The sequence below is a fragment of the Calothrix sp. NIES-3974 genome (genome assembly GCF_002368395.1).
In the GTDB taxonomy this organism is placed as follows: domain Bacteria; phylum Cyanobacteriota; class Cyanobacteriia; order Cyanobacteriales; family Nostocaceae; genus NIES-3974.
This window is the reverse complement of sequence record NZ_AP018254.1, coordinates 169791-191467: the sequence shown is the minus strand read 5'-3', so window position 1 is coordinate 191467 and position 21677 is coordinate 169791. Positions and strand designations below refer to the sequence as shown.

The following is a 21677-nucleotide window of genomic DNA, read 5'->3' as shown; positions in this document are numbered from 1 at the left end:
TTCTACTTCCCATTTTCAAATTAGTTTTGAGGTATACAAAAAATTTCACAGGTGAAGGTGGTAGATTAGTGGCGTTATACTAACTACTTTGCGGTTTATAGTTTCATGTATGATTTCTCCAGATTTAATCGGGGAATTACTGTCAACCTATGGTTCTCCCCTATACGTTTATGACGGCGATCGCTTACAAAAAACAATTAGTCACATTACAACAGCGATTCCCTATCCCCGTACCCAATTTCACTTTGCAGCTGTCACCAATGGTAATATTAATTTGTTGAAAATCTTTACAGATGCGGGTTGGGGTTTACATGCAAATACACCGGGAGACATTTATCTGGGTTTAAAAGCGGGTGTTGCACCGGAGGGGATAGTTTATTCCGGTAGCAATTTAAATCAACAGGAGATGGAACAGGTTTTAGATTGGGGGGTAAAAACTCTGAATCTGGATAGTTTGAACCAGTTAGAGTTATGTTGTCAAACAATTCAAACTCGATATCCGTCTGCTGCTGGGACTTGGAATTTAGGTTTACGTTTGAATTTACCAGAAATTACTGGAGACAGTCGGATTGGTGTCCATCCCAGGGAATTTGAGGAGGCAGTAGCCCTTGCAAAAGCCTATGGCTGTGAAATCAGGGGTTTACATTTCTATCGAGGAACCGGGACAAATGCCACAACCGCATTTACTGAAGTCATAGACAAAGTAATTGCCACAGCCCAACTGTTACCCGATTGGCAATATTTAGATTTTGGCGGTGGATTTGGCTATCCTTACCACCACGATGGGGTTGGCTTTGATTGGCAAATCTTCGGCAGCCAAATTAGTCAAAAAATGGCCAACTTAACATACCCAGTAAATTTAATTATCGAGCCAGGACGAGCTGCGATCGCAGGATGTGCATATTTATTTACAAAAGTCGTGTCTGTGAAATGGCAGGGCGATAAACAGATTTTGGGGGTTGATACAACCGTTGCCAATCTGTCAGTTCCTTCCGTACATGGAGGTTACAGGGAGATTCGTGTCTGTCAGCAAGAGGATTCATCACCGCTTTACACCACAGATGTGTGTGGGAACACCACCTATTCGCGGGATTATTTGGGTAGAAACTGTCAACTGCCAAAACTCAAAATTGGTGATGCGATCGCAATTTTAGATGTCGGTGCTTACGGTTATGCCATGTCATCCCACTTTTTACACCGTCCTCGACCAGCAGAGGTATTACTCACAAATCAGCAACATCGTTTAATTCGCCAACGAGAAGATTACAGTGTGCTATTAACAAATCAAGTTGTTTAAAAGGAGACAGGAGACAGAATCAATCAATTAATTATCTAATCCCGGATTTCTCACAAACCCCTAAAACATTTAGGGAGTAGGGAGCAGGGAGTAGGGAATAGAAATAAAACTTCGATGCTGCTTCACAAATAATAAGTAGGGTCTGCGGTAAAAGTCTTTTAGTAGGGGTAGGGAAGAGGGAGTCAAAAAATTACAAATGCAAGGTTTTAAATTTTTATATATCCATGTATTTGCAATTTTTTTCACCCCAAGTAGCCTCAGCACCTTACAAGATGAAAGTCTGACTATTTTTCAGCTAGCCCTAAGTAATCTAAAATCTATAATCTAATTATCTAAAATCCCATGAAATGCATCAACTGTGGAACCGATAATAATCTCCAGGATAGAACCGCTAATCAAGGTAGATGTAAAAGCTGCAATCATCCCTTTGCCTTTGAACCCACCGCAGTGGGAACTCCGAGCAAAATGACAGACCCATTTTTTGCCAAAGTTCTAGCGGATATTTCCGTTAATGACAGCTTATTTTTTAATGAAAAACAGTTACTTTATTTATTAAATAATCGTCTCAAACTGAAGTTTGATTATGATAGTACATTTGGTTGTTTGTATCCACTTTTTGGGATAATTACACTAGTTGTTAGTATTTCTCTATTGTTGAATATTGTTGGTTTAGATTTCCGTTCAAATATCTTCTATATTGCGACAATTATTGTGACAATTATCTACCATGTCTTATGGATACTCGCATTATATGATGGTACCCAATCCAGCAAACTAAACAAAAAAGAGCGCAAACAAAGCGCTCATAACTTAAAAAAGCTGGGATTTATTATCCTCATCATTGGCGGATTATTGAGCTTATTTGCATTTAAATCCTTCCCCCTCTTTGTGATTGCCGTCTGCTTAGGAATGCTATCCATCTATCTTGGCTACAGACCAATCAACCAAACCGAATTACCAGAAGAACTTATTATTACCCCATCCCAACTGCAAACATGGTTAAATCGTTGGCAAGAGATTAACGGTACAAACCCGAAAATCCTCCCACCCCCAATCCAAACCCTAGCACCAGCCAATATTAACCCCGATGTCACCGCTTATAGCTTCGACCGATTAATAGTTTGCGATCGCGCAGATATCGCTCAATTTCTGATTGCCAATAATTTTCACTTTGAACATAACTGTGCCATCCTCAGCATAGATAGATATCCTCAAAATATTTTTGCTACCACCATGCAAATGCTGCGACGCAATCCCGACCTCAAAATCTACACCTTACACGATTGCACCCCTTCCGGAATCACCCTTCCCCACCAACTTACCACCGACCCCGACTGGTTTGCCAATACTAACTTACCCATCACAGATATTGGTATTACACCCCGTCAAGTCCTGAGCAAAAAACGGGGAATGGTCATTCAATCCTCATCTCATTACGCAGCAGCAGCAAAAACCCTACCCCTAGAGGTCCAGCAAAATCTCCTTCCCGAAGAGAAACAATGGTTGGAAGCAGGAAACTATGTGGAATTAGAATCCCTCAACCCCCGTCAACTCATCCAAATTCTCCAGCGTGGAATTACTAGTAATACCTTCAACATCGACAGCGAAGATAGTAACCTCATGCTGATTGGTGATACCGGAAGTTTCATGTATACAAGTGATAGCTTCGGTTGAGGCATTACAGAATTAGAGTGTAGAATTGTAAGACTCCCCGATAAATCAATAGGTTATGTCAGCGAAGGATCAATTTCACGATATTATGAGATTAGCTTTGGAAAAAGACGGGTGGAATATTACAAACGACCCTCTATATATTGATTTTGGTCAAGTTCAGATGCGGATTGATTTGGGAGCAGAGAAGTTAATTGCAGCAGAAAAGCAAGGAGAAAAAATAGCTGTTGAAATCAAAAGTTTTCTCAATCCATCAGCTATTACTGATTTTCATCTTGCTCTCGGACAATTCCTTAACTACCGCACTGCTCTTCGTGGAAAAGAGCCAGAACGTAACCTATATTTAGCTGTTGATCTAGAAACTTATAATGATTTCTTTGGACTTCCATTTATACAACTTCAAATTCAGGAATTTCAATTAAGGCTAGTGATTTATGATATTGAAACTGAGGAGATAGTGAGATGGGTAAGTTAGAAAAATATAGAGAATGCGTTCAGCAACTTTTAGAAAAATATGGCAGTTATAAACCTTCCTACGGGGATATAGAAGTAGAAAAAATATTTGATACTACACGCGATCATTATCAAATTGTTAGTGTAGGCTGGGAAAATAAACATCGTGTTTATGGTTGTTCAATACATATAGATATCAAAAACGAAAAAATTTGGATTCAGTGGAATGGAACTGAGATCAATATTGCGGAGGAGTTAGTTTCGATGGGTGTTCCCAAGCAAGATATAGTTATCGGATTTCATTCTCCTTATAAAAGACAATTTACTGATTTTGCTGTGGGTTAGGAAGTAAAGACGCAGCAATCTACGTCTCTACTTCTTGGATTGAGAAGAAGGAGCTAAAAACGGGGAAAATACTGATTCGGAGTTGGTGTACCTTCCTCAATTGGTGCTTGGTTATTATTTGGTTCGGTCGGGACAACCGTACCATTGTTAAAGTCTGGTGGGGTATCCGGAGTTGGTTTTGGGGTTAGTTTTGGCTTCACATCTGGTCGAGAAGGAGGTACATCCGTTGGTGGAATTACAGGATTTTGATCTATGGGTGCTTCCGTGGGTTCGGGTTCAACGGGAGTGGGAGTATCCTGCATCGGTTTTTGCAAAGATAAGCTAAAATTATATGTCCCCTCTGTAAGCCCTGGGAGTAAATACATTTGAATCGTATATCTACCAGTTAATGGTAAAATACCCTGGTAGGAGCTAACTTGGCGGGCAATGCTATCAATTGGCTCTCCCCTTGGTGTTAGTACCGTAAAGGCAACTGTACCAACTTGATCCAGGGTAGCTGTTAATCTTTCCCCCTCTGTCCCCTGAAAGGTAAATTCAATTGTCTCGTTAGCGCGAATTGTCCCTTGTTCGCGAGCTATTCCCGAACTATCGAATCTTAAACGCTTACTACTAGTAATTGGCTCCAATACAGTTGGTGTGGGTGTAGGTGTTTGTGGTTCGCTAATGACCGGAGAGGGAAAGGTTTGAGGGGAAGTTGGTATATTTTCTTGGGGAAACCGGGCATTATTACGGATAGAACTAACTATCGCCCAAGAGCCAAACCCAGCTAAAATTACTACTGCCGCCCCAATCGCTCCCACCGCCAAGGGATTATCTAAAATGGATTTATCACTAGGATTAGGTATAACAGGATGCGGACGTTGGGGAGAACTTGGATCTGGGGTTGAGGATGGTGTGGGGTCAGGACGGGCACCAACTGCAAGGGTTTGTAAATTTGAGATATTTGCTGGAACCGTTGGCGATGGGGGAGATACGGGAAATGCGGGTGTAGCTTGACTCAGCCCTGCCAATGCCTGAATTACCTCGGCAGCTGTTTGATAGCGATCGCTGGGAATATAACTTAACATCCGATTCAAAATCTGGGCAAAACGGGGATTCACACTCGCGTAACGCTGCCAATTCCAAGCAACCTGGGTTTCATCATACAACTCCTGGGGTTCCTTCCCCGTCAACAACACTATTGCTGTCACCGCCAAAGAGTATAAATCACTACTTGCGTATGCCCGTCCAGTTTGCATCTGCTCGCTGGGGGCGTATCCGAGTTTACCAACAGCAGTCGCATTCACGGATTGGGTGGGAGCTTGTAATTTCGTCGCTAATTCTTTGACCACACCAAAATCGATCAATACAGGTAAATTATCCCGTTCCCTCAAAATAATATTTTCTGGAGATATATCTCGATGGATGATACCAAGACCGTGAATATGCTCTAAAATTGGAAGCAACAACCGCATTATTTGTATTACTTCCATCTCAGTAAAAGTTTTTCCCTGCAATTTCCGCTCTTCCAGTAACGTCCGATAGGTTTGACCAGGAACATAATCTTGTACCAAAAATAAACGCTGATCCTCCTCAAACCGTTCTCGAAACTGGGGAACTTGGGGATGCTGAATCTGGTATAAAATTGCCGCTTCCCGTTGGAATAATTCCCTAGCCTTATCCCAAGCACCCGTTTCCGTCGTCACAGGAATTAATTCCTTAATGGCACAAAGCTCATTGAAGCGACGGGTATCTTCTGCCAAATAAGTGCGTCCAAATCCTCCCTGACCAAGAATACGAAGGATTTTATAACGATTTTGTAATATATGACCAACAGAAATGGGTGCTTGCATGATGAATCGGTTAAGTTTACATTTCGTCGTTGATAAGTTCCGCAGTGCGGTTTGTCAGACAATTTTGGATTTTGGATTGACCCTGTGGATCAACCTCAGAAATTGGGTTGAGGATTTTTGATTATTTTAGCCAGAAGTCACTATGGGTCTCATGGATTGGTTCCACTCATACATTTGCTTCGTACCACCAAAGAACAATTAGTCAATCTACCCCATAGAGGATTATGGCATAAGCACCCCTAAATTGTTTTCGCCTCAAAAACCTATGGAAAATTTTTAATCAAGAACCACAAGTTTTATCTAGTTTATCTGTATTGCCAATTATTTTCCCGATTTCCTGTATACCGTTAGATTATTGAGTTGAAAGTGAGCAGGGAGTAGGGATTAGTAGGAAAATCAGTCCGTTACTCAAGGCTTACAACTTACTTGTGAGAAATCCAGGTTTCATCTGTTGTTGGTGTAAGCAGTATATGATGGCTACTCTTTCTAGTAAACAAGGCTTATTTCCAAACCGATTCCCCACTCCCTACTCCCTTTATTTTCAAATAACAAATTACTTTTGTAGGTATTTTTACTTATACATAAAATTCAAAATCTACATAAAATTCATAGGAATAATTCGTAGTTGGTTATAAATTAGATAGGGGACAATGAAAATCTACCGATATTTCGACTTCAAAGGCAAAAATATCACCGATTCAATCGGAGACTAAATTATTTTAGCGAACCTAGAGGCGATGGTCTGATAAATAATTCTGAGAACATGACAAAATGTCTGTTAAGCTGTCAAACGGTGGTGTTTGGCTAATAGTTCTGGAAAGTGCGGATTTTTGCTTTTCGCAAAGTGATTTTGTCAGCTTTTACAAAGAGTTGAAAAAAACTGTGACGTAATTTTTCAGATTATTTCACCACGAGAAAGCCTTATTTCTAATGATAAGATTGCCATGAATGCACATCGAGGGTCTACTGTGCTCAGTTCTGCAACTTTCAAATTGCAACCTCCCATCACAGGAGTGACGGAAAATAATCGCTTACGGCTATTTTCTGGCTCTGCGAATTTACCCCTGTCTCAAGAAGTTGCCCGGTATTTGGGAATGGATTTGGGACCGATGATCCGCAAACGTTTTGCGGACGGGGAATTATATATCCAGATTCAGGAATCGATCCGGGGTTGTGATGTATACCTCATCCAGCCAAGTTGTCATCCTGTTAACGATAATTTGATGGAACTGCTGATTATGATTGACGCGTGCCGTCGCGCGTCAGCACGGCAAGTTACCGCAGTCATACCTTACTATGGCTACGCACGTGCGGATCGTAAAACCGCAGGACGTGAATCAATCACAGCCAAGTTGGTTGCTAACTTGATTACTCAAGCGGGAGCCAGTCGCATTCTGGCAATGGATTTGCACTCGGCCCAAATTCAAGGTTATTTTGACATCCCCCTTGACCATGTATATGGGTCTCCAGTCATTCTTGATTATCTCAAGAGCAAAGACCTTTCGGATATCGTCGTTGTATCTCCGGATACTGGTGGCGTGGCACGCGCCCGGGCATTCGCAAAAAAGCTAAATGAGGCTCCCTTGGCAATTATTGATAAACGTCGTCAAGCCCATAACGTCGCCGAAGTCATGAATGTGATTGGTGATGTGAAGGGGAAAACGGCGGTGCTGGTGGACGACATGATTGACACTGGTGGAACGATTACCGAAGGTGCGAAAATGCTGCGGGAAGAGGGTGCGCGACAGGTTTATGCCTGTGCTACCCACGCAGTGTTTTCTCCCCCTGCGATAGAGAGGTTATCCAGTGGGGTGTTTGAGGAGGTAATCGTCACCAATACAATTCCCGTTCGGGAGAGCGATCGCTTCCCCCAATTAGTTGTTCTTTCAGTGGCTAACTTGTTAGGGGAAACGATTTGGCGCATCCACGAGGATAGTTCTGTTAGTAGTATGTTCCGTTAGTGGCTATTTTGTTGTTGTTTAGGCAACAATGTTGCAACAGTTAACAGTTAACGGCTAACTGTTAACTTTTTTTTCATTAAATGGCTGATTCCCATTTCCTGAGTTGGAAGGGAGTAGGGAGTAGGGAGTGGTAGGAAAAACCAATTTGATTGGTTATGGTGTCAGCAATACAGCAATAATAAGTAGGGCTTGGTGAAAATATAGTAAAATTTTTATTGCGCATAAGTGCTTGTGTCGGTTACTCTCCACTCCCTCTGTATCAAGTCATACCATTTTACTTTGAAGTTGATACATTTAGGCAAAGGGTGCAGGGGGAGAAAATGTATCAAAATTTGAGTGAAATGGTATCAGTCCCCCGTGTTGTTTGGACACAACCAAGGGCGACAATAGCTAGTGGTCTATGCATTAGTTCTGATGGGTTGGTCATTGTGGCTTTAGCGTCGAAAAAGCGTTAATATAAGGCGCTAGAGCGCTACTACGAACCTTTCCTAACCCATCAAATTAATTTCATGGAGTACTACTCCCAACTCCCGACTCCCTATTTTCAAGCTAGGTAGTAGCCGCCGTTTAAAATGGTCTGGGAGGTACTATCGGCTCTTCGGTGGGTTGAGGTTGGGGGGGATTGAGGAAATTTTCCCATTCGCGGATTTGCTGTCTAGCTAAACCGTGAGCGGAGGTTCCCCGGGGAATTAAACGGGCTGTTTCGATTGCACGGGTAATACTTGATTGGGATTGTCCACGGGCAATATCGAGAATTTGCTGACTCCACTGATCTATTGCTGGATTTGCCTCGTTACGGAGGAAGTTGCGTCGGGGGATGCGTTGGGCGATACGAATTGCCTCAGCGAGGGCTTCTGGTGTACCTCTGAGGGCTGTATCTCTGGCGTTTTTCCAGTTTTGCTGTGCCGTGAGTTCCTCTTGCCAGGTATCAATATCGTTGCGAGCTTCCCTGGATAGGGAGCGTCCCTGACTAATTGGTCGGATTGTCTCGATGGCGGCTCCCAGGTTGCCGTTTGCTGCTAGGGAACGAGCGCGCTCCAGGATTGGTTGGTCTTGGATACGTTGAATGGTGGCTGTCCAGGCGGAGATTTTTTTGCGTGCTTCTGGATACAATGCTCTTCCGCGTCTAATTTGACTAGCTTCCGCGATCGCTTGTTGCAGGGAGTTAATATCTTCGGCGAGGGCTAACTGTTCGGCTCGGTCGAGGAAGGGACGGTCTTCGATGGTTTGAATCTGGGCAGACCAGCGATTGATTTCTTGTCGAGCTTCCCGTCCCCGGGGATTACTGCTGGGGATTAATTGGGCTTCGGCGATCGCCGCACCTAGGTCACTAATTGTACCCTGACTGGCCAACATTCGTGCCCGATCTAACCTGGTGACATCACCGATTTCTATCTGCCATCGAGAAGCTAGTTCTTGAGCTTTTTGATACACCGGACGGGAAGGGTCGATGCTTTGAGCTTGGGCGATCGCGGCTTCTAATCCGGAAATTGTTCCTAACCAGGCGTTCCTTTGGGCTTCGGCAATGGCAATAAAATCTTCCGTTTCTGCTTGTCATTTAGCAGTTGGGGGTATCTGTTGGGCAATACTAATCGCCTCATCCGCATCCCGACTATCCAGTCGCCGTTGTGCTATATCTAACATTCTACGCCCGAATTCGGGAATGGCTTCCTGGGCTTTAGGATACACATAGCTACTGCTGGTGATGGATTCAGCTAATTTGATGGCTTTGAGTAAATCATCTACAGAACCATTTCTTGCCAATCCTCTGGCTTGAGCCAGTTTTTCGCCGTCTTCTCGAGCTAGGGTAATTAACTTAGTTAACTCTTCGTATTTCGTCGTTTCCCAGAAGCTATTATTGATCCGTTGTAACCTAGCTGCGGTCATGAAGGCTTGATGCCAACGTTGTTCCCGCATGTGGTCTTCGGCTTCTTTGAATATCTCCTCACCCTTTGCCCAAATTGACTGCCAATTAGCAATTTTATCTTCCACCAACTTATAGGCAGAAACATCACTGGGAATTCGTTTGGCAATGGCGATCGCTTCTTCTAATTTTCCTGCTTGGAATGTGCCATCGGCAATCTCCAAAACCCTCTTTGACCATTCCTCGACATAACCATCTATTTGGCTGCGTAATGGATGATTTTCCGGTAAATCCTTAACTAGAGCGATCGCTTGTAATAAACTATCCACATTCTGCTTGGATGCAGCTAATTCCGCACAGTGCAACCGCACCGCAGCACTAGCTAACGGCCAAAACACTGACGGACAATTGGGAGCGCTAGGTAATTTCAACAGCATCGCCATCGCTAAAAAGGCAACTGTTCCCGGTACGAATGCTAGTAACCCAGTCCACAATACCCAACTTTTTGTCCAGCCTGGTAATTTCCAACTACCCGCATCGGCAACATGCTCGGAAGAAGATGACTGGTCAATAGTCAAGTCTTCGGAAATCGGTTTGTTTTGCTGCTTCACAGATTTTGATTTTGAAGTCATACTTCGGGATTTTATCCCATCTTGATCGATCGGTTGTCGCTGTCGGGATAACCTAAACTGCTGATCTGAACGTAACTCCTTACCTGACGACCAATTTTCTGGAATATCCCGCTCTGTCATCTCTCACACCAAAATTATCAAAGATTATCGCTAATAATTTTCTGTTTTGAATCTCTATTCTGAACTCACACCCTTAGATTTGCCATCCTACACCCTTTTATCCGCAAAAATCTAGTTCACTCCCCTATTATATCGTTAAATACCATGAAATACCCGGAATTTACAGTGCCAATTTATACATTGCTGTTTTTCTGGAAAATCATGTTTGTAATTCCTCAATTAACTGTGTCAAATGTTCGCGACTAGCGTTGTAAACCTCGCCACAAAACTCGCAGGTAGCTTCTGCACCGTTATCTTTGACAATCATATCTTGAAGTTCATCCGTACCCAGCAATTTTAATGCTCCTAACACCCGGTCAAAGGAACAACCGCAGTAAAAACGCAAAATTTGGGTTTCTGGGAAAATAAATAATCCCAGATCAGCCAGTAAATCCTGGAAAATATCGTTTAAAGTTTTGCCTGCTCGTAGTAGGGAGGTAAACCCTGACAGGGAAGCAATACGCGATTCTAACAGTTGAATGAGAGACTCATCCCGTGCAGCCTTTGGTAAAACCTGAACCAATAAACCACCCGCAGCTGTCACACCGGTTTTATCCACAAATACCCCCACCATCAAAGCCGAAGGAGTTTGCTCGGAAGTCACTAAATAATGGGCAATATCATCGCCTATTTCCCCCGATACTAGCTCCACAGTACTAGAATAGGGGTAGCCGTAACCAATATCACGGACAACATATAAAAACCCATTACCAACCGCACCTCCCACATCTAACTTACCTTTGGCATTGGGAGGTAATTCCACCTGGGGGTTGCCAACATAACCTCGTACTGTCCCATCAAGCCCAGCATCGACTAAAATACCTCCTAATGGGCCATCTCCGCGAATACGTAGATTAATCCTTGAACCAGTTCGCTTCATGCTGGAAGCCATTAACAAACCAGCCGTCATTGTTCGACCTAAAGCCGCAGTGGCTACATAGGACATTTGATGGCGCTGTCGTGCTTCTTCCGTCAACCTAGTGGTAATTGCTCCCACCACACGAATCCCACCGTCTACCGCAGTTGCGCGAATTAACTGATCCGCCATGAATCAACCTTACATTTTGTTACAATTTCCTTATATATTGTAAATTAAAATCTTTATTTATAGGAAAAGGCGAGATTTGGGGGACAGGATACAGTAGAGGGAATTTAACTTTTTTGTCACCCCTAAGAGGTTGTTGGGAAAGTATTAATTATCACTATTTTGTCTATCGTCCTGACTCTGGACATGGGGTTATAAAGCTGATTTTTGCTTCGAGAGTACAGAAGCGACATATCGCATCCCTTCTTATTCCCAAAAACGATAATTCAAGTATTAGAATCGACTTTTAAAACATCCTCTAAGCTAATTTCCGGGGAAAAATCGATTTCAACTCCAATACTGGTGAGGATTCTAAAGGTAACTCCACTGACTGATTAGGGAGAAAAATACGTTTGGAACGATAGCCAAAGTTATTTTGCTCATCTTGGAAAGGTTCAGTATAAACTTCTAGCTGATTCAAAATCAAATTAAATATCCAATAGTGATTAATTTCTGCTTCCGCATATAAAGGTATCTTGACATCGCGGTCATAATTTAACGAAGAATCAGCAATTTCAATCACTAAAAAAATATCTTTTGGTGTCGGATGTGCTGATAAATAATTATCCCCAGGAGAACGAACAATCGCAAAATCTGGTTCAGGTTCGCTACCGAAAGGTAGTTGAATTGGGTCTTGACATTGTAGTTCAGCTTTACCGAAAACTAATCGACTGAGCTCTCGCAATAGGTTGCGACAACAAGTTGTATGTGCTGTTCCTTTCGCTACCATCGGTATTAACTCCCCCCTAATCAGTTCAACACGCTCATTTTCCGGGAAAAAACCCAGCTCAATTAAACGATGGTATTCCTCTGGGGTAAAGCGTCGTGTTGTGACTTGACTCAGCATTGTCGTTACACTAGATATGCCTGGCTTTTTCTACATTTTATAGTAGAGACGACCTGTTGTTTTGTCATTGTAGGGATAACTCGTTATTTTGTCATTGTAGAGACGACCCGTTATTTTGTAATTGTAGTAGAGACGACCCGACGGGTCGTCTCTACGGGGGTGGTACATACATGAAAATCCCAAATCCAAAATTTAAAAATTCTGTCCCAGACCGAAATGGAAACGACTGTCACCTTCGCTACCAAAACCGTAGTCAGCACGAATCACACCTAAAGGTGAATTAACCCGTACACCTGCACCATAGCCAAAACCAGTACCGGGTTTTCCGCGAACACCCGCAGGATTTCCAACGACAGTATCCCCAGAACCCAGGTCAGAAGCGAAATCGGCAAACAGTACACCCCCTAAAGCGGACATAATGGGGAAACGGTATTCCGCAGAAGCAAGGACATAGCTGCGTCCACTACCAATATCACCAGAACCAAAACCACGGACGGAATTTGTCCCACCTAAATTAAAAGCTTCGTAGGGTGGTAAGTCACCGAGGACAGTTCCTGCTTGGAGATTTAAGGCAAATACTTGGGGTTGGTCGCTTTTGAAGATGGCTACGGGTGTATATTGGGTGTAATTGGCTTGGAGACGGTTCATGGAAATGTCACCGTTCGCAAAGGGAACGGATTGTTCGGTGCTGAGTTTGAGGATGGAACCGCTAGTGGGGAAAAAGGGGTTGTCACGACGGTCTTTAACTGCTGCAAAGGAGACGGTGAATAGGTCATCAATACCTGTATTGCTGAGGGTTAACTTATTACCAAGTTCGTCGGTGGGGACAATATTACCATCGCGATCGCGGGTGCTAACACGGGTATAGTTAAAGCCGAGGGAGGTGTCCCAACCATCGATGGGTCGTTCTAAACTGACGCTAGCACCAATTTTACCTTCACGCACTCGATCACCGTTAGCCAGTTTCACATCTCCGTCGAAGGTGTTGGATAAACCCCGGTTGCGGAAGGTTCTGATGGTATAACCAATGCGGTTGGGTTCATTTGCACGGTAGGGACTTCTGAAGAGGGTATCAAATAACAAATCACGACGACCTAATTGGACGTTGACTCCCAGGGTATCGTTGACACCTCCCACGTTGCGGTCTTGGTAACTGAAGGTTCCCATAATGCCTTGGTCAGCGTTATAATTACCGCCAAGGTTGATGGAACGCGCACCGGTTTCCCTCAGTTCGTAGGTAATATCGGTTTTGCTATTATCCCCATCGAGACGGACATTGACGCTTTCAAATAGTCCGATGGTGTAGAGTTTTTGCAGGTCTTGACGAACGATACTTTCTTGGAAAACATCACCGGGTTTTAATTTGAGTTGTTTGCGCAAAAAATCCGGTTTTGTCCGTCCGGTTAGGGGTTTACCTTTGCTATCCACATCCCTTCCCTCTTCATCCACGAACTTGAAGTTGATTTGACCAACCACACCCTCAGTCACATTCATGGTTAGGGTTCCACCGGGGGTCGGAGTAATGGAAATTACCCTGGCTAAACTATAACCTTGGTCGCGATACCATTGATTAACGGTTTCTCCACCTTTTTTTAAAGCTTCTGGACTGATGGGTTTACCAACCAGATTTTGCAAGGGTGCAAAGGCTGTTTTCTGGTCTAGGACTTTCGCTCCGGATAACTGGAAAGTGCGAACAATCACTGGTTCAACTTGGAATGTCACCTGTAAACCCTGGGGGGTAGTGGTGGTTGTAACGGTTGCATTTCGGAATAGTCCTGTATCCAGGATTGCTGTCACATCTTTTTGCAGTTGATTTTGACTGGTGTCACCTCCAAGTTGAGTTTGAATCACTTGACGGATGATTTGGTCAAGTTCGGAGTTTGCACCACGAATTTGCACACTAGTTGCAGGAACAACTAGATTCCCATCGATATTGTTTACGGGATTGGGTCTAGTAACTGGTAGTGAATTGTTGGAGTTATTTGAGTTATTAGCAATATTGGTATTGATGACAGTAACGGAATTATTTGTAGTACTGGTATTTTGAGTAGTTGAAGAGGGATTCTTAACAGCAGTCGAGTTATTCGCAACCGTAGTTCTAATCACAACCGCAGAATTAGTATTACTCGTATTATTTTGATTTTGTGTTCCTAGGTTGATGGGTACAGTGGGAGAAGCAGCAACCTTGACAGGGGTTGATGGAGGTGGAGTGGGGGGAGTTCTGGAAATGGAAGATTGACCAGCTTTGGGGACGGGAATTTTAATGGGTGTGGGTTCCGGTTCCAAACCAGGAGCAGAAAATTCGATAACCCGACCATCATCGGTTTCCGGTGGATTTAAGGGAACAGCTACCACAACCACAGGTGAATTGTTTCTCGAAGGACTTTCCACCGTAGCTGGTTTCTGGGAAAATTGGGGGGTTGTTGTCGTTTCGGGGGTAATATTCGGTTGAGGATTTGCTGGTGTGGTTGTGATCACCGGAATGACCACACTTTTGGGTGCTTCCCCACTGGTAGTATTGGGAATTGGTGTCGCGATCGCTTGACCAATATTCACACCCGTTGTCACGCTGGTAAGGGTAAAAAGTGCAGCTGAAGAAACTCGCATAGTATTATCTGTTAAATATCCAAAACAACTGGTAATAATTTTTTTGGGGAGGTAATGCTATGGGGACACAACCTTTTTTCTTCGCACCATTACCAAGTTTCCCATCAACTATTCCTCTTACATTTCCGTGACTTAGGGGTGGTGATTTTTGTTTCTTTATATCTCCAGAAAACATGACGCAGGAGATAGCACACAGGTGTTAAATTGATTATTTCTCAGGGTTTTACTAGTAGTTGAGGTATTTTACAGATGATGGGATTGATGAGAATGTAAAGAATTAGAAAGCAGAAATTCTCAACAATCAAAGATTTACAAAATTTTTCCGGAAATGTTAAATATACGCAGAATATTTAAAGTTAATGTAAACAGGGAGTAGGGAATAGGGAGTAGTAAGTAGAAAAAAAATCCAGGTAATATTTGACATCAATCCAAAATCTAAAATCCAAAATCTAAAATCCAAAATCCTATGGTTTTATCTACCACAACCGATCCATCCACTTCCCGATTGCGTTTACTTGTACTCAGTAACGGTCACGGTGAAGATATTATTGCTGTGCGGATTTTACAAGAATTACAAACTTGGGAACAACCCCCAGAAATTTTTGTTTTACCCTTAGTAGGGGAAGGTTTTGCCTATCGTCACCTGAATATACCAATTATTGGCACAGTTCAACGAATGCCATCGGGTGGGTTTATCTATATGGATGGTGGTAAACAGTTGATTCGGGATGTTAAAGGTGGGTTGTTACAACTTACGTGGAAACAAATTCAAACTACCCGTAGCTGGGTGAAACAACAACAAATAAACCATCTCCAACATGCAGTGTTAGCGGTAGGTGATATTGTCCCCCTCCTATTTGCATGGATGAGTGGGGGAAATTATGCGTTTGTGGGGACGGCAAAATCAGAATACTACGTGCGTGATGAATCCGGAGTCCTACAACGCAAGGAAAAAGGAGCCTACTGGGAAAACTTTTCTGGTTCAATTTATCACCCCTGGGAACGCTGGTTAATGACTCGTCAGCGCTGTAAAGCCGTATTTCCCCGTGATACCCTCACCCATGATGTATTAAAATCAATGGGTGTACCCGCCTACGATGTCGGTAATCCGATGATGGATGGATTGCAACCTTCATTTCCTACCCATCGAGTTTACCACAGTGATGCCGAAGAGCGAGAAATGGTACGTCCCCTTGTTTTCACTCTTCTCCCTGGTTCCCGTCCTCCCGAAGCCTACACAAACTGGCGAACAATCATGGTGGGAATTTCCACCTTGATAAGTAGCATGGGTGACAATAAATACACAGCCCACACATCACGCAACTTAGTGTTTTTGGCTGCGATCGCACCAGGTCTCGATTGCGCTCCACTCATCACAACCCTAATGGAGGAAGGTTGGCAAGAGATTTCACCCGTGACAGACTTACCTGTTCCCCTAGGAGAAAAACAACCGTTAGTATTTCAACATCAACAGCATTACCTAATTATCAGTCAAAAAGCATACAACGACTGTTTACATATAGGTGATATGGCGATCGCAATGGCAGGAACCGCCACCGAGCAGTTTGTCGGCTTAGGAAAACCAGCTTTTATTATACCCGGAAACGGGCCCCAATTTACACCACGATTTGCCGAAGCCCAAACCCGTTTATTAGGTGAATCGGTAATTTTGGTTCCCCAACCCCAGGATTTAGGTGAAGCTGTGCGCAGGTTATTAAATGACCCGGATAAACTACATTTAATTTCTGATAATGGTATACGTAGGATGGGTAAACCCGGTGCAGCAAGAAGAATTGCTGAATATTTGATGAAAAAATTTACTTGTTAAGTGTGAGGAAATAGGGAATAGTGGGAGAAAATTCAAAATATTTTCTAGAGCTATTTTAATTTCAGATAGGTTGGGTGGAAAAGCAGTGTCAGCAAACAGAACTGATGGCTCAAATAAGTAAAATTTCAACAACAAATCGGGAAATTAAATACCCTAATTACTTGTTTCACAATAATTTTATTGTGAGGTTATGGTGTAGAAGATAAATAATATCGCTGCATATTTTGCTGCATATTAATGTAACGTGAGTTCGATGAACCTCACCCCAACCCCTCCCCAGGATGGAGAGGGGCAGAAAAATCCATAGTTTTAACCAAAAATCAATGTTTTCAAAGCCTCTTTTCAAGAGAGGGAAAGGTGTGGAGAGGGGTTATTTGAATCCGTCGTAGCGAGCTATGACCCAGGAGTACTCACGTTAATGTATGCGACTCAGACGTTACTTCAATGCGCTTAAACTGCGTTACGCAGTGGCTTCCAAATCTACAATTATCTGAGAAAGTGGTTTTTTCCTTACTCACTACACCCTAATTCCTACTCCCTCCCATAAACATTGTGAAAAATTAACAATTATATCCTGATGAAAAAACGGAAAAAACGCATAAATGTTAGAAGCTAACAAAAAGATTGATGGATAATCATCAAAATAAAAGAGCAAATTATTCATCAACAAATAACATGTTGGAATCCGATAAATCCGCTACACTTTCTCCGGAATCTCGTGGGTTGGCATTCGCTTCATCAAACACTTTTGACGATAATTTATATGCAAAGAATGTATCAGGATTAGGACATTCTTCCCAATCCTTAGCAACAGATACAGAAAGTCAATTATTTGGCTTTGGTCGTAATCCCAATCCCAACCCCTTCATTACCAGTCCAGCAGTTAGTCCCGATTTTAACGCTGATGGTAGAACCGATAAAATTTGGCGGAATACCCAAACTGGTGAAGTTGCCATCTGGTTAATGGATGGAACTAATCCCACTGGTGCAGTCATCGGCAAAAAAGGTGCAGACTGGAACTTTAAAATCTCCGATATGAACGGAGATGGCAAAACGGATTTAGTATGGCGTAATCAAAATACTGGTGAAACCTCCGTCTGGATTATGGACGGTGGAACAGTTCTTTCCGAAACCCTATTACCTCAACTTAATTCTGCTTGGGATTTTCAGGTAGGTGATGCCAACGGCGATCGCAAAACCGATTTATATTGGCGTAATAGTCAAACGGGTGAAAATGCGATCTGGATAATGGATGGGGCAAACATTGTCTCTGCGGATTATTTACCCACCACTGACTCCAATTGGTCATTCCAACTCGGTGACTTCAACCGTGATGGTAAAATAGATATGTTCTGGCATAATAAGAATACAGGTGAAAACGCTGCTTGGATTGTCGATGGTACCCAGGTGACAGGAATTAACCTTGCTCAGTTTGGTGCTGGAAATGAGTGGGATTATAAAGTGGGTGATTTCAACGGTGATTTAATTACCGATGTCTTCTGGTACAACCGCAGCACCGGTCAAGCCTTCCTCTCATCCACCGATGGTGCAAACGTCAACAACACAGAACTACCCACCATTGGAACCGGTTGGGATTACAGCATCGCCGACTTTGACGGTAACGGGAAAACAGACGTAATTTGGCGCAACAAGTCCACTGGTGAAAGTCGAGTTTGGCTGATGGATGGTTCCGTTGTCAGTGAATCTGCCCTACCTAGTCTTGGTTCGGAATGGGAATACAGCCTTGGAGACTTCGACGGTAACGGTACTACGGATATTTTCTGGCGTAATCGGAACACGGGTGAAAACGCTATTTGGGCTATGAATGGAGCCAATGCCGAAGGTGCGTTTACAATTACCACCCCCACCGAATGGAAAACCTTTTAGAGGTTTTGGGAAAAGTCGTTTTTCATCGACTTCGCATACTGATATATTTCCCTTCTAGTAGTTTGTTGAAAATTCACTGGTGACAGAAGAGATGTAGCAATGCTACGTCTCTTTAAGTATTAACCATCTCCACAAAAAGCCCAACCCTTGAACGTGTGTACCTAAGCAAGATATTATTTTGGTATTTCATGAACCCTATATAGGTTAATTCACTGAATTGGGATGTTGAAAAATACGGTTCTACCCATTGGTGACAACTTCAAGCGATCGCAATACCCCTCAGTACCCAAAAAGAAACAGAAACCGGTGATTGCGACAAAGCGATCGCAAAACACCATCAAACCTCCTTCACCCACATACATATCTTGCATTTGGAGCAAGGGAGTGATAAACCTTGAGTAGTGGGTTGATTTTATTACTACTCCCTACTCACTGAATGTTTGAGGAGTTTCTGAGAAATCCGGGATACTAAGGACTAATAATCCAAAATCTAAAATCCTTTCATCCGATTCCCTTTTGAGAGAGCAAATAGCATAAAATCCAAGATAGGAGATGCTAGTTTCCCCAAGAGAGAGAACATGAATTGGATCAAAGCTCTGAGTCAGGATGAACTACCTGCAAATACCCGTAAAGTAGTCAAACTCGAAGACAAGGCGATTTTACTACTCAACCATAATCAAAAAATCTATGCAGTTGAAAATTCTTGTCCCCATATGAAACTACCGATGCGTAAAGGCAAAATTACCGATGATGGTGCAATTGTTTGTCCTTTCCATCGCAGTGCATTTGATTTAGAAACAGGAGAGTTAAAGGAATGGACTCCCTTTCCTCCCGGTGTTGGTAAGTTAATGGGTATGATTTCCCAACAAAAACCCCTAGCTGTTTTCCCCACCCGCGTTGATGAAGGGAATATTTGGGTGGGGATGGAATCGTAAATCGGGTTATATATATCATGTCTGGTAACGTAACCATATTCAAATCATTAGATATGGCAATGAAAATTAATGATGCGTTACCTAGTAGAGACGTAGCAATGCTACGTCTCTACAATTATCGGTAATTATGGGTAATCAACCGTCCATGATGATGATTGCTGATTTGATACATGAAAATTATTTTGCGTGATATGAAAACATGTTAGAACTTGGTATATAGCATTTTTTAATCTATTGGTTGATCAATTTCATTTTGCTAGATATTGGTAGTGCTACTCAAAAGTCCAGGTGTAAAACAAGCCATAAAACCCAAAATTGTTCGTATTGACTGAGGAAAGTTCTGGATTTTCCTACAAAAATGCTACAGTGAACAGCAGATATTTTTGTACCCTAGATTGCATATGCTTGAACATGATGTCATCATTGTTGGTGGTGGACTTGCAGGGTGTCGTGCCGCAGTGGAGATTGCTCGTACTAACCACCAACTCAATATTGCAATTGTAGCCAAAACCCACCCGATTCGCTCCCACTCCGTTGCTGCTCAGGGAGGAATGGCTGCAAGCCTAAAAAATGTTGATACGGAAGACTCCTGGGAAGCACATGCATTCGATACTGTCAAAGGGTCTGATTATCTTGCTGACCAAGATGCGGTGGAAATTCTTACCCGTGAAGCACCTGATGTGGTAATTGACCTAGAACATATGGGTGTATTGTTTTCCCGACTTGAGGATGGACGTATTGCTCAACGCGCATTTGGTGGTCATTCCCATAATCGCACTTGTTACGCAGCCGATAAAACGGGACATGCGATTCTCCATGAACTTGTGAACAATTTACGCAAGTATGGCGTAAAAATTTACCAAGAATGGTACGTCATGCGGCTAATTTTGGAGGATGGGGAAGCTAAAGGTGTGGTGATGTACCGGCTTTTGGATGGGGAAATACAAGTTGTCCGGGCAAAAGCGGTAATGTTTGCGACCGGTGGTTATGGTCGTGTTTACAATACAACTTCTAATGACTATGCATCGACGGGTGACGGATTGGCGATGACAGCTTTGGCTGGATTACCCCTGCAAGATATGGAATTTGTGCAATTTCACCCAACAGGGTTGTATCCCGTTGGTGTGTTGATTTCCGAAGCGGTACGGGGTGAAGGAGCTTATTTGATTAATAGTGCAGGGGAAAGGTTTATGGAGCGTTATGCTCCTAGTCGGATGGAATTGGCTCCCCGTGATATTACTTCCCGCGCGATCGCCTATGAAATTCGTGCTGGGAGAGGTATCCATCCCGATGGTAGTGCTGGAGGTGCTTTTGTCCATTTAGACCTTCGTCACATGGGAAAGGAAAAAATCATGAGTCGCGTCCCTTTTTGTTGGGAAGAAGCCCATCGTTTAGTGGGAGTTGATGCTGTCACCCAACCGATACCTGTTCGCCCTACGATCCATTATTGCATGGGTGGTATTCCTGTGAATACGGATTGTCAAGTACGCAGTAGTGATAGTACCCTTGTCGATGGCTTTTTTGCTGCGGGTGAGACTTCCTGTGTTTCCGTTCACGGTGCTAATCGTTTAGGTAGTAATTCCCTGTTGGAGTGTGTTGTCTATGGGAAACGTGCTGGTGCAAGTATTGCTCGGTATGTTGAAAATCGTCCCTTACCCCAAATTAATGAACAAAAATATATTCAAGAAGCACAACAAAAAATCCAAGCACTTTTAGACCAAGTTGGACAATACCGGATTCAAACTCTCCGGCAAACATTTCAAGATACAATGACGGAATTTTGTGGTGTATTCCGCACTGCGGAATTAATGCAACAAGGACTAAATAAATTGCGAGAATTACAGCAACAATACTCACAAATTTATTTAGATGATAAGGGAAAAGATTGGAATACAGAGATAATTGAGGCTTTGGAGTTGGAAAATCTGATGGTAGTTGGTCAGATAATTCTTGCTTCTGCATTTCAACGTCGAGAAAGTCGTGGCGCTCATTTTCGTGAAGATTATCCCCTCCGTGACGATACCAACTTTCTCCAACACACCCTTGCCTATTATTCCCAGGAGCAAGTTAATATCCAATATCGTCCTGTCTGTATAACAATGTTTGAACCTCAAGAACGTAAATATTAATTCGATTTGGTTTTTGAATTGATCTGTTGAGGTCAGGGAGTAGGGAGTCGGTAGAGACGACCTGTCGGGTCGTCTCTAGAGGGAGTAGTGAGCAGGAAACTATACTGAGTCTTGTTCAACATTCAAGTCGGATTCCTATCCAAAAT

General features: G+C 43.0%; 14 protein-coding genes and 1 pseudogene. 9 read left to right on the top strand and 6 right to left on the bottom strand.

Annotated features, from left to right (window positions below; all coding sequences use genetic code 11):
- Positions 1-109 precede the first annotated feature (109 nt).
- The 4 genes from CDC37_RS00715 (at position 110) to CDC37_RS00700 (ending at position 3766) form a co-directional block, all read left to right on the top strand.
- Positions 110-1297 (top strand): diaminopimelate decarboxylase family protein, encoded by a 1188-nt coding sequence (locus tag CDC37_RS00715; protein WP_096620031.1) that lies wholly within the window; start codon positions 110-112, stop codon positions 1295-1297.
- A gap of 342 nt (positions 1298-1639) precedes the next feature.
- The gene (locus CDC37_RS00710; RefSeq protein WP_096620030.1) at positions 1640-2971 is read left to right on the top strand and encodes a hypothetical protein; all 1332 of its coding nucleotides are present in this window, start codon (positions 1640-1642) and stop codon (positions 2969-2971) included.
- Between the two features lie 55 nt (positions 2972-3026).
- Positions 3027-3443, top strand: a complete 417-nt coding sequence (locus tag CDC37_RS00705) for a XisH family protein (RefSeq protein WP_096620029.1) — start codon at positions 3027-3029, stop codon at positions 3441-3443.
- Positions 3431-3766 carry a XisI protein gene (locus tag CDC37_RS00700; protein ID WP_096620028.1) on the top strand — a complete coding sequence of 112 codons (336 nt, stop codon included), beginning with the start codon at positions 3431-3433 and terminating at the stop codon, positions 3764-3766. Before CDC37_RS00705 ends, CDC37_RS00700 begins: the two co-directional genes overlap by 13 nt.
- A gap of 53 nt (positions 3767-3819) precedes the next feature.
- Here CDC37_RS00700 and CDC37_RS00695 read toward each other — a convergent pair whose 3' ends face one another.
- Positions 3820-5598: a serine/threonine-protein kinase gene (locus CDC37_RS00695; RefSeq protein WP_096620027.1), complete on the bottom strand. Its 1779-nt coding sequence runs from the start codon at positions 5596-5598 to the stop codon at positions 3820-3822.
- A gap of 944 nt (positions 5599-6542) precedes the next feature.
- Here CDC37_RS00695 and CDC37_RS00690 point away from each other — a divergent pair.
- Entirely contained in the window at positions 6543-7559 is a 1017-nt protein-coding gene (locus CDC37_RS00690) for a ribose-phosphate pyrophosphokinase (RefSeq protein ID WP_096620026.1), read from the top strand.
- Positions 7560-8126: 567 nt separating this feature from the next.
- Here CDC37_RS00690 and CDC37_RS00685 read toward each other — a convergent pair.
- The 4 genes and pseudogenes from CDC37_RS00685 to CDC37_RS00670 all read right to left on the bottom strand — a co-directional run bounded on the left by CDC37_RS00685 (position 8127) and on the right by CDC37_RS00670 (position 14752).
- A pseudogene (locus tag CDC37_RS00685) lies at positions 8127-10175 on the bottom strand (chromosome segregation ATPase).
- 199 nt (positions 10176-10374) lie between these two features.
- Positions 10375-11262, bottom strand: a complete 888-nt coding sequence (hslO, locus tag CDC37_RS00680) for an Hsp33 family molecular chaperone HslO (protein ID WP_096620025.1) — start codon at positions 11260-11262, stop codon at positions 10375-10377.
- A 295-nt stretch (positions 11263-11557) separates the two neighbouring features.
- On the bottom strand, positions 11558-12145 hold the full coding sequence (locus tag CDC37_RS00675) for a Uma2 family endonuclease (RefSeq protein ID WP_096620024.1): 588 nt from the start codon (positions 12143-12145) through the stop codon (positions 11558-11560).
- Positions 12146-12337: 192 nt separating this feature from the next.
- Positions 12338-14752, bottom strand: a complete 2415-nt coding sequence (locus tag CDC37_RS00670; RefSeq protein ID WP_096620023.1) for a BamA/TamA family outer membrane protein — start codon at positions 14750-14752, stop codon at positions 12338-12340.
- Between the two features lie 466 nt (positions 14753-15218).
- Between CDC37_RS00670 and CDC37_RS00665 the strand changes: the two genes are divergently transcribed.
- On the top strand, positions 15219-16580 hold the full coding sequence (locus CDC37_RS00665) for a lipid-A-disaccharide synthase-related protein (RefSeq protein WP_096620022.1): 1362 nt from the start codon (positions 15219-15221) through the stop codon (positions 16578-16580).
- 675 nt (positions 16581-17255) lie between these two features.
- Entirely contained in the window at positions 17256-18467 is a 1212-nt protein-coding gene (locus CDC37_RS00660) for an FG-GAP repeat domain-containing protein (protein ID WP_096620021.1), read from the top strand.
- Between the two features lie 209 nt (positions 18468-18676).
- On the opposite strand, the gene CDC37_RS23835 is transcribed toward CDC37_RS00660, so the two are convergent.
- Positions 18677-18847: a hypothetical protein gene (locus CDC37_RS23835; protein WP_172892733.1), complete on the bottom strand. Its 171-nt coding sequence runs from the start codon at positions 18845-18847 to the stop codon at positions 18677-18679.
- Between the two features lie 198 nt (positions 18848-19045).
- Here CDC37_RS23835 and CDC37_RS00655 point away from each other — a divergent pair, with 198 nt between their 5' ends.
- Together CDC37_RS00655 and CDC37_RS00650 are read left to right on the top strand one after the other, a co-directional pair.
- Entirely contained in the window at positions 19046-19402 is a 357-nt protein-coding gene (locus CDC37_RS00655; protein ID WP_096620019.1) for a Rieske (2Fe-2S) protein, read from the top strand.
- Between the two features lie 401 nt (positions 19403-19803).
- Entirely contained in the window at positions 19804-21531 is a 1728-nt protein-coding gene (locus tag CDC37_RS00650; RefSeq protein ID WP_096620017.1) for a succinate dehydrogenase/fumarate reductase flavoprotein subunit, read from the top strand.
- Positions 21532-21677: the final 146 nt, after the last annotated feature.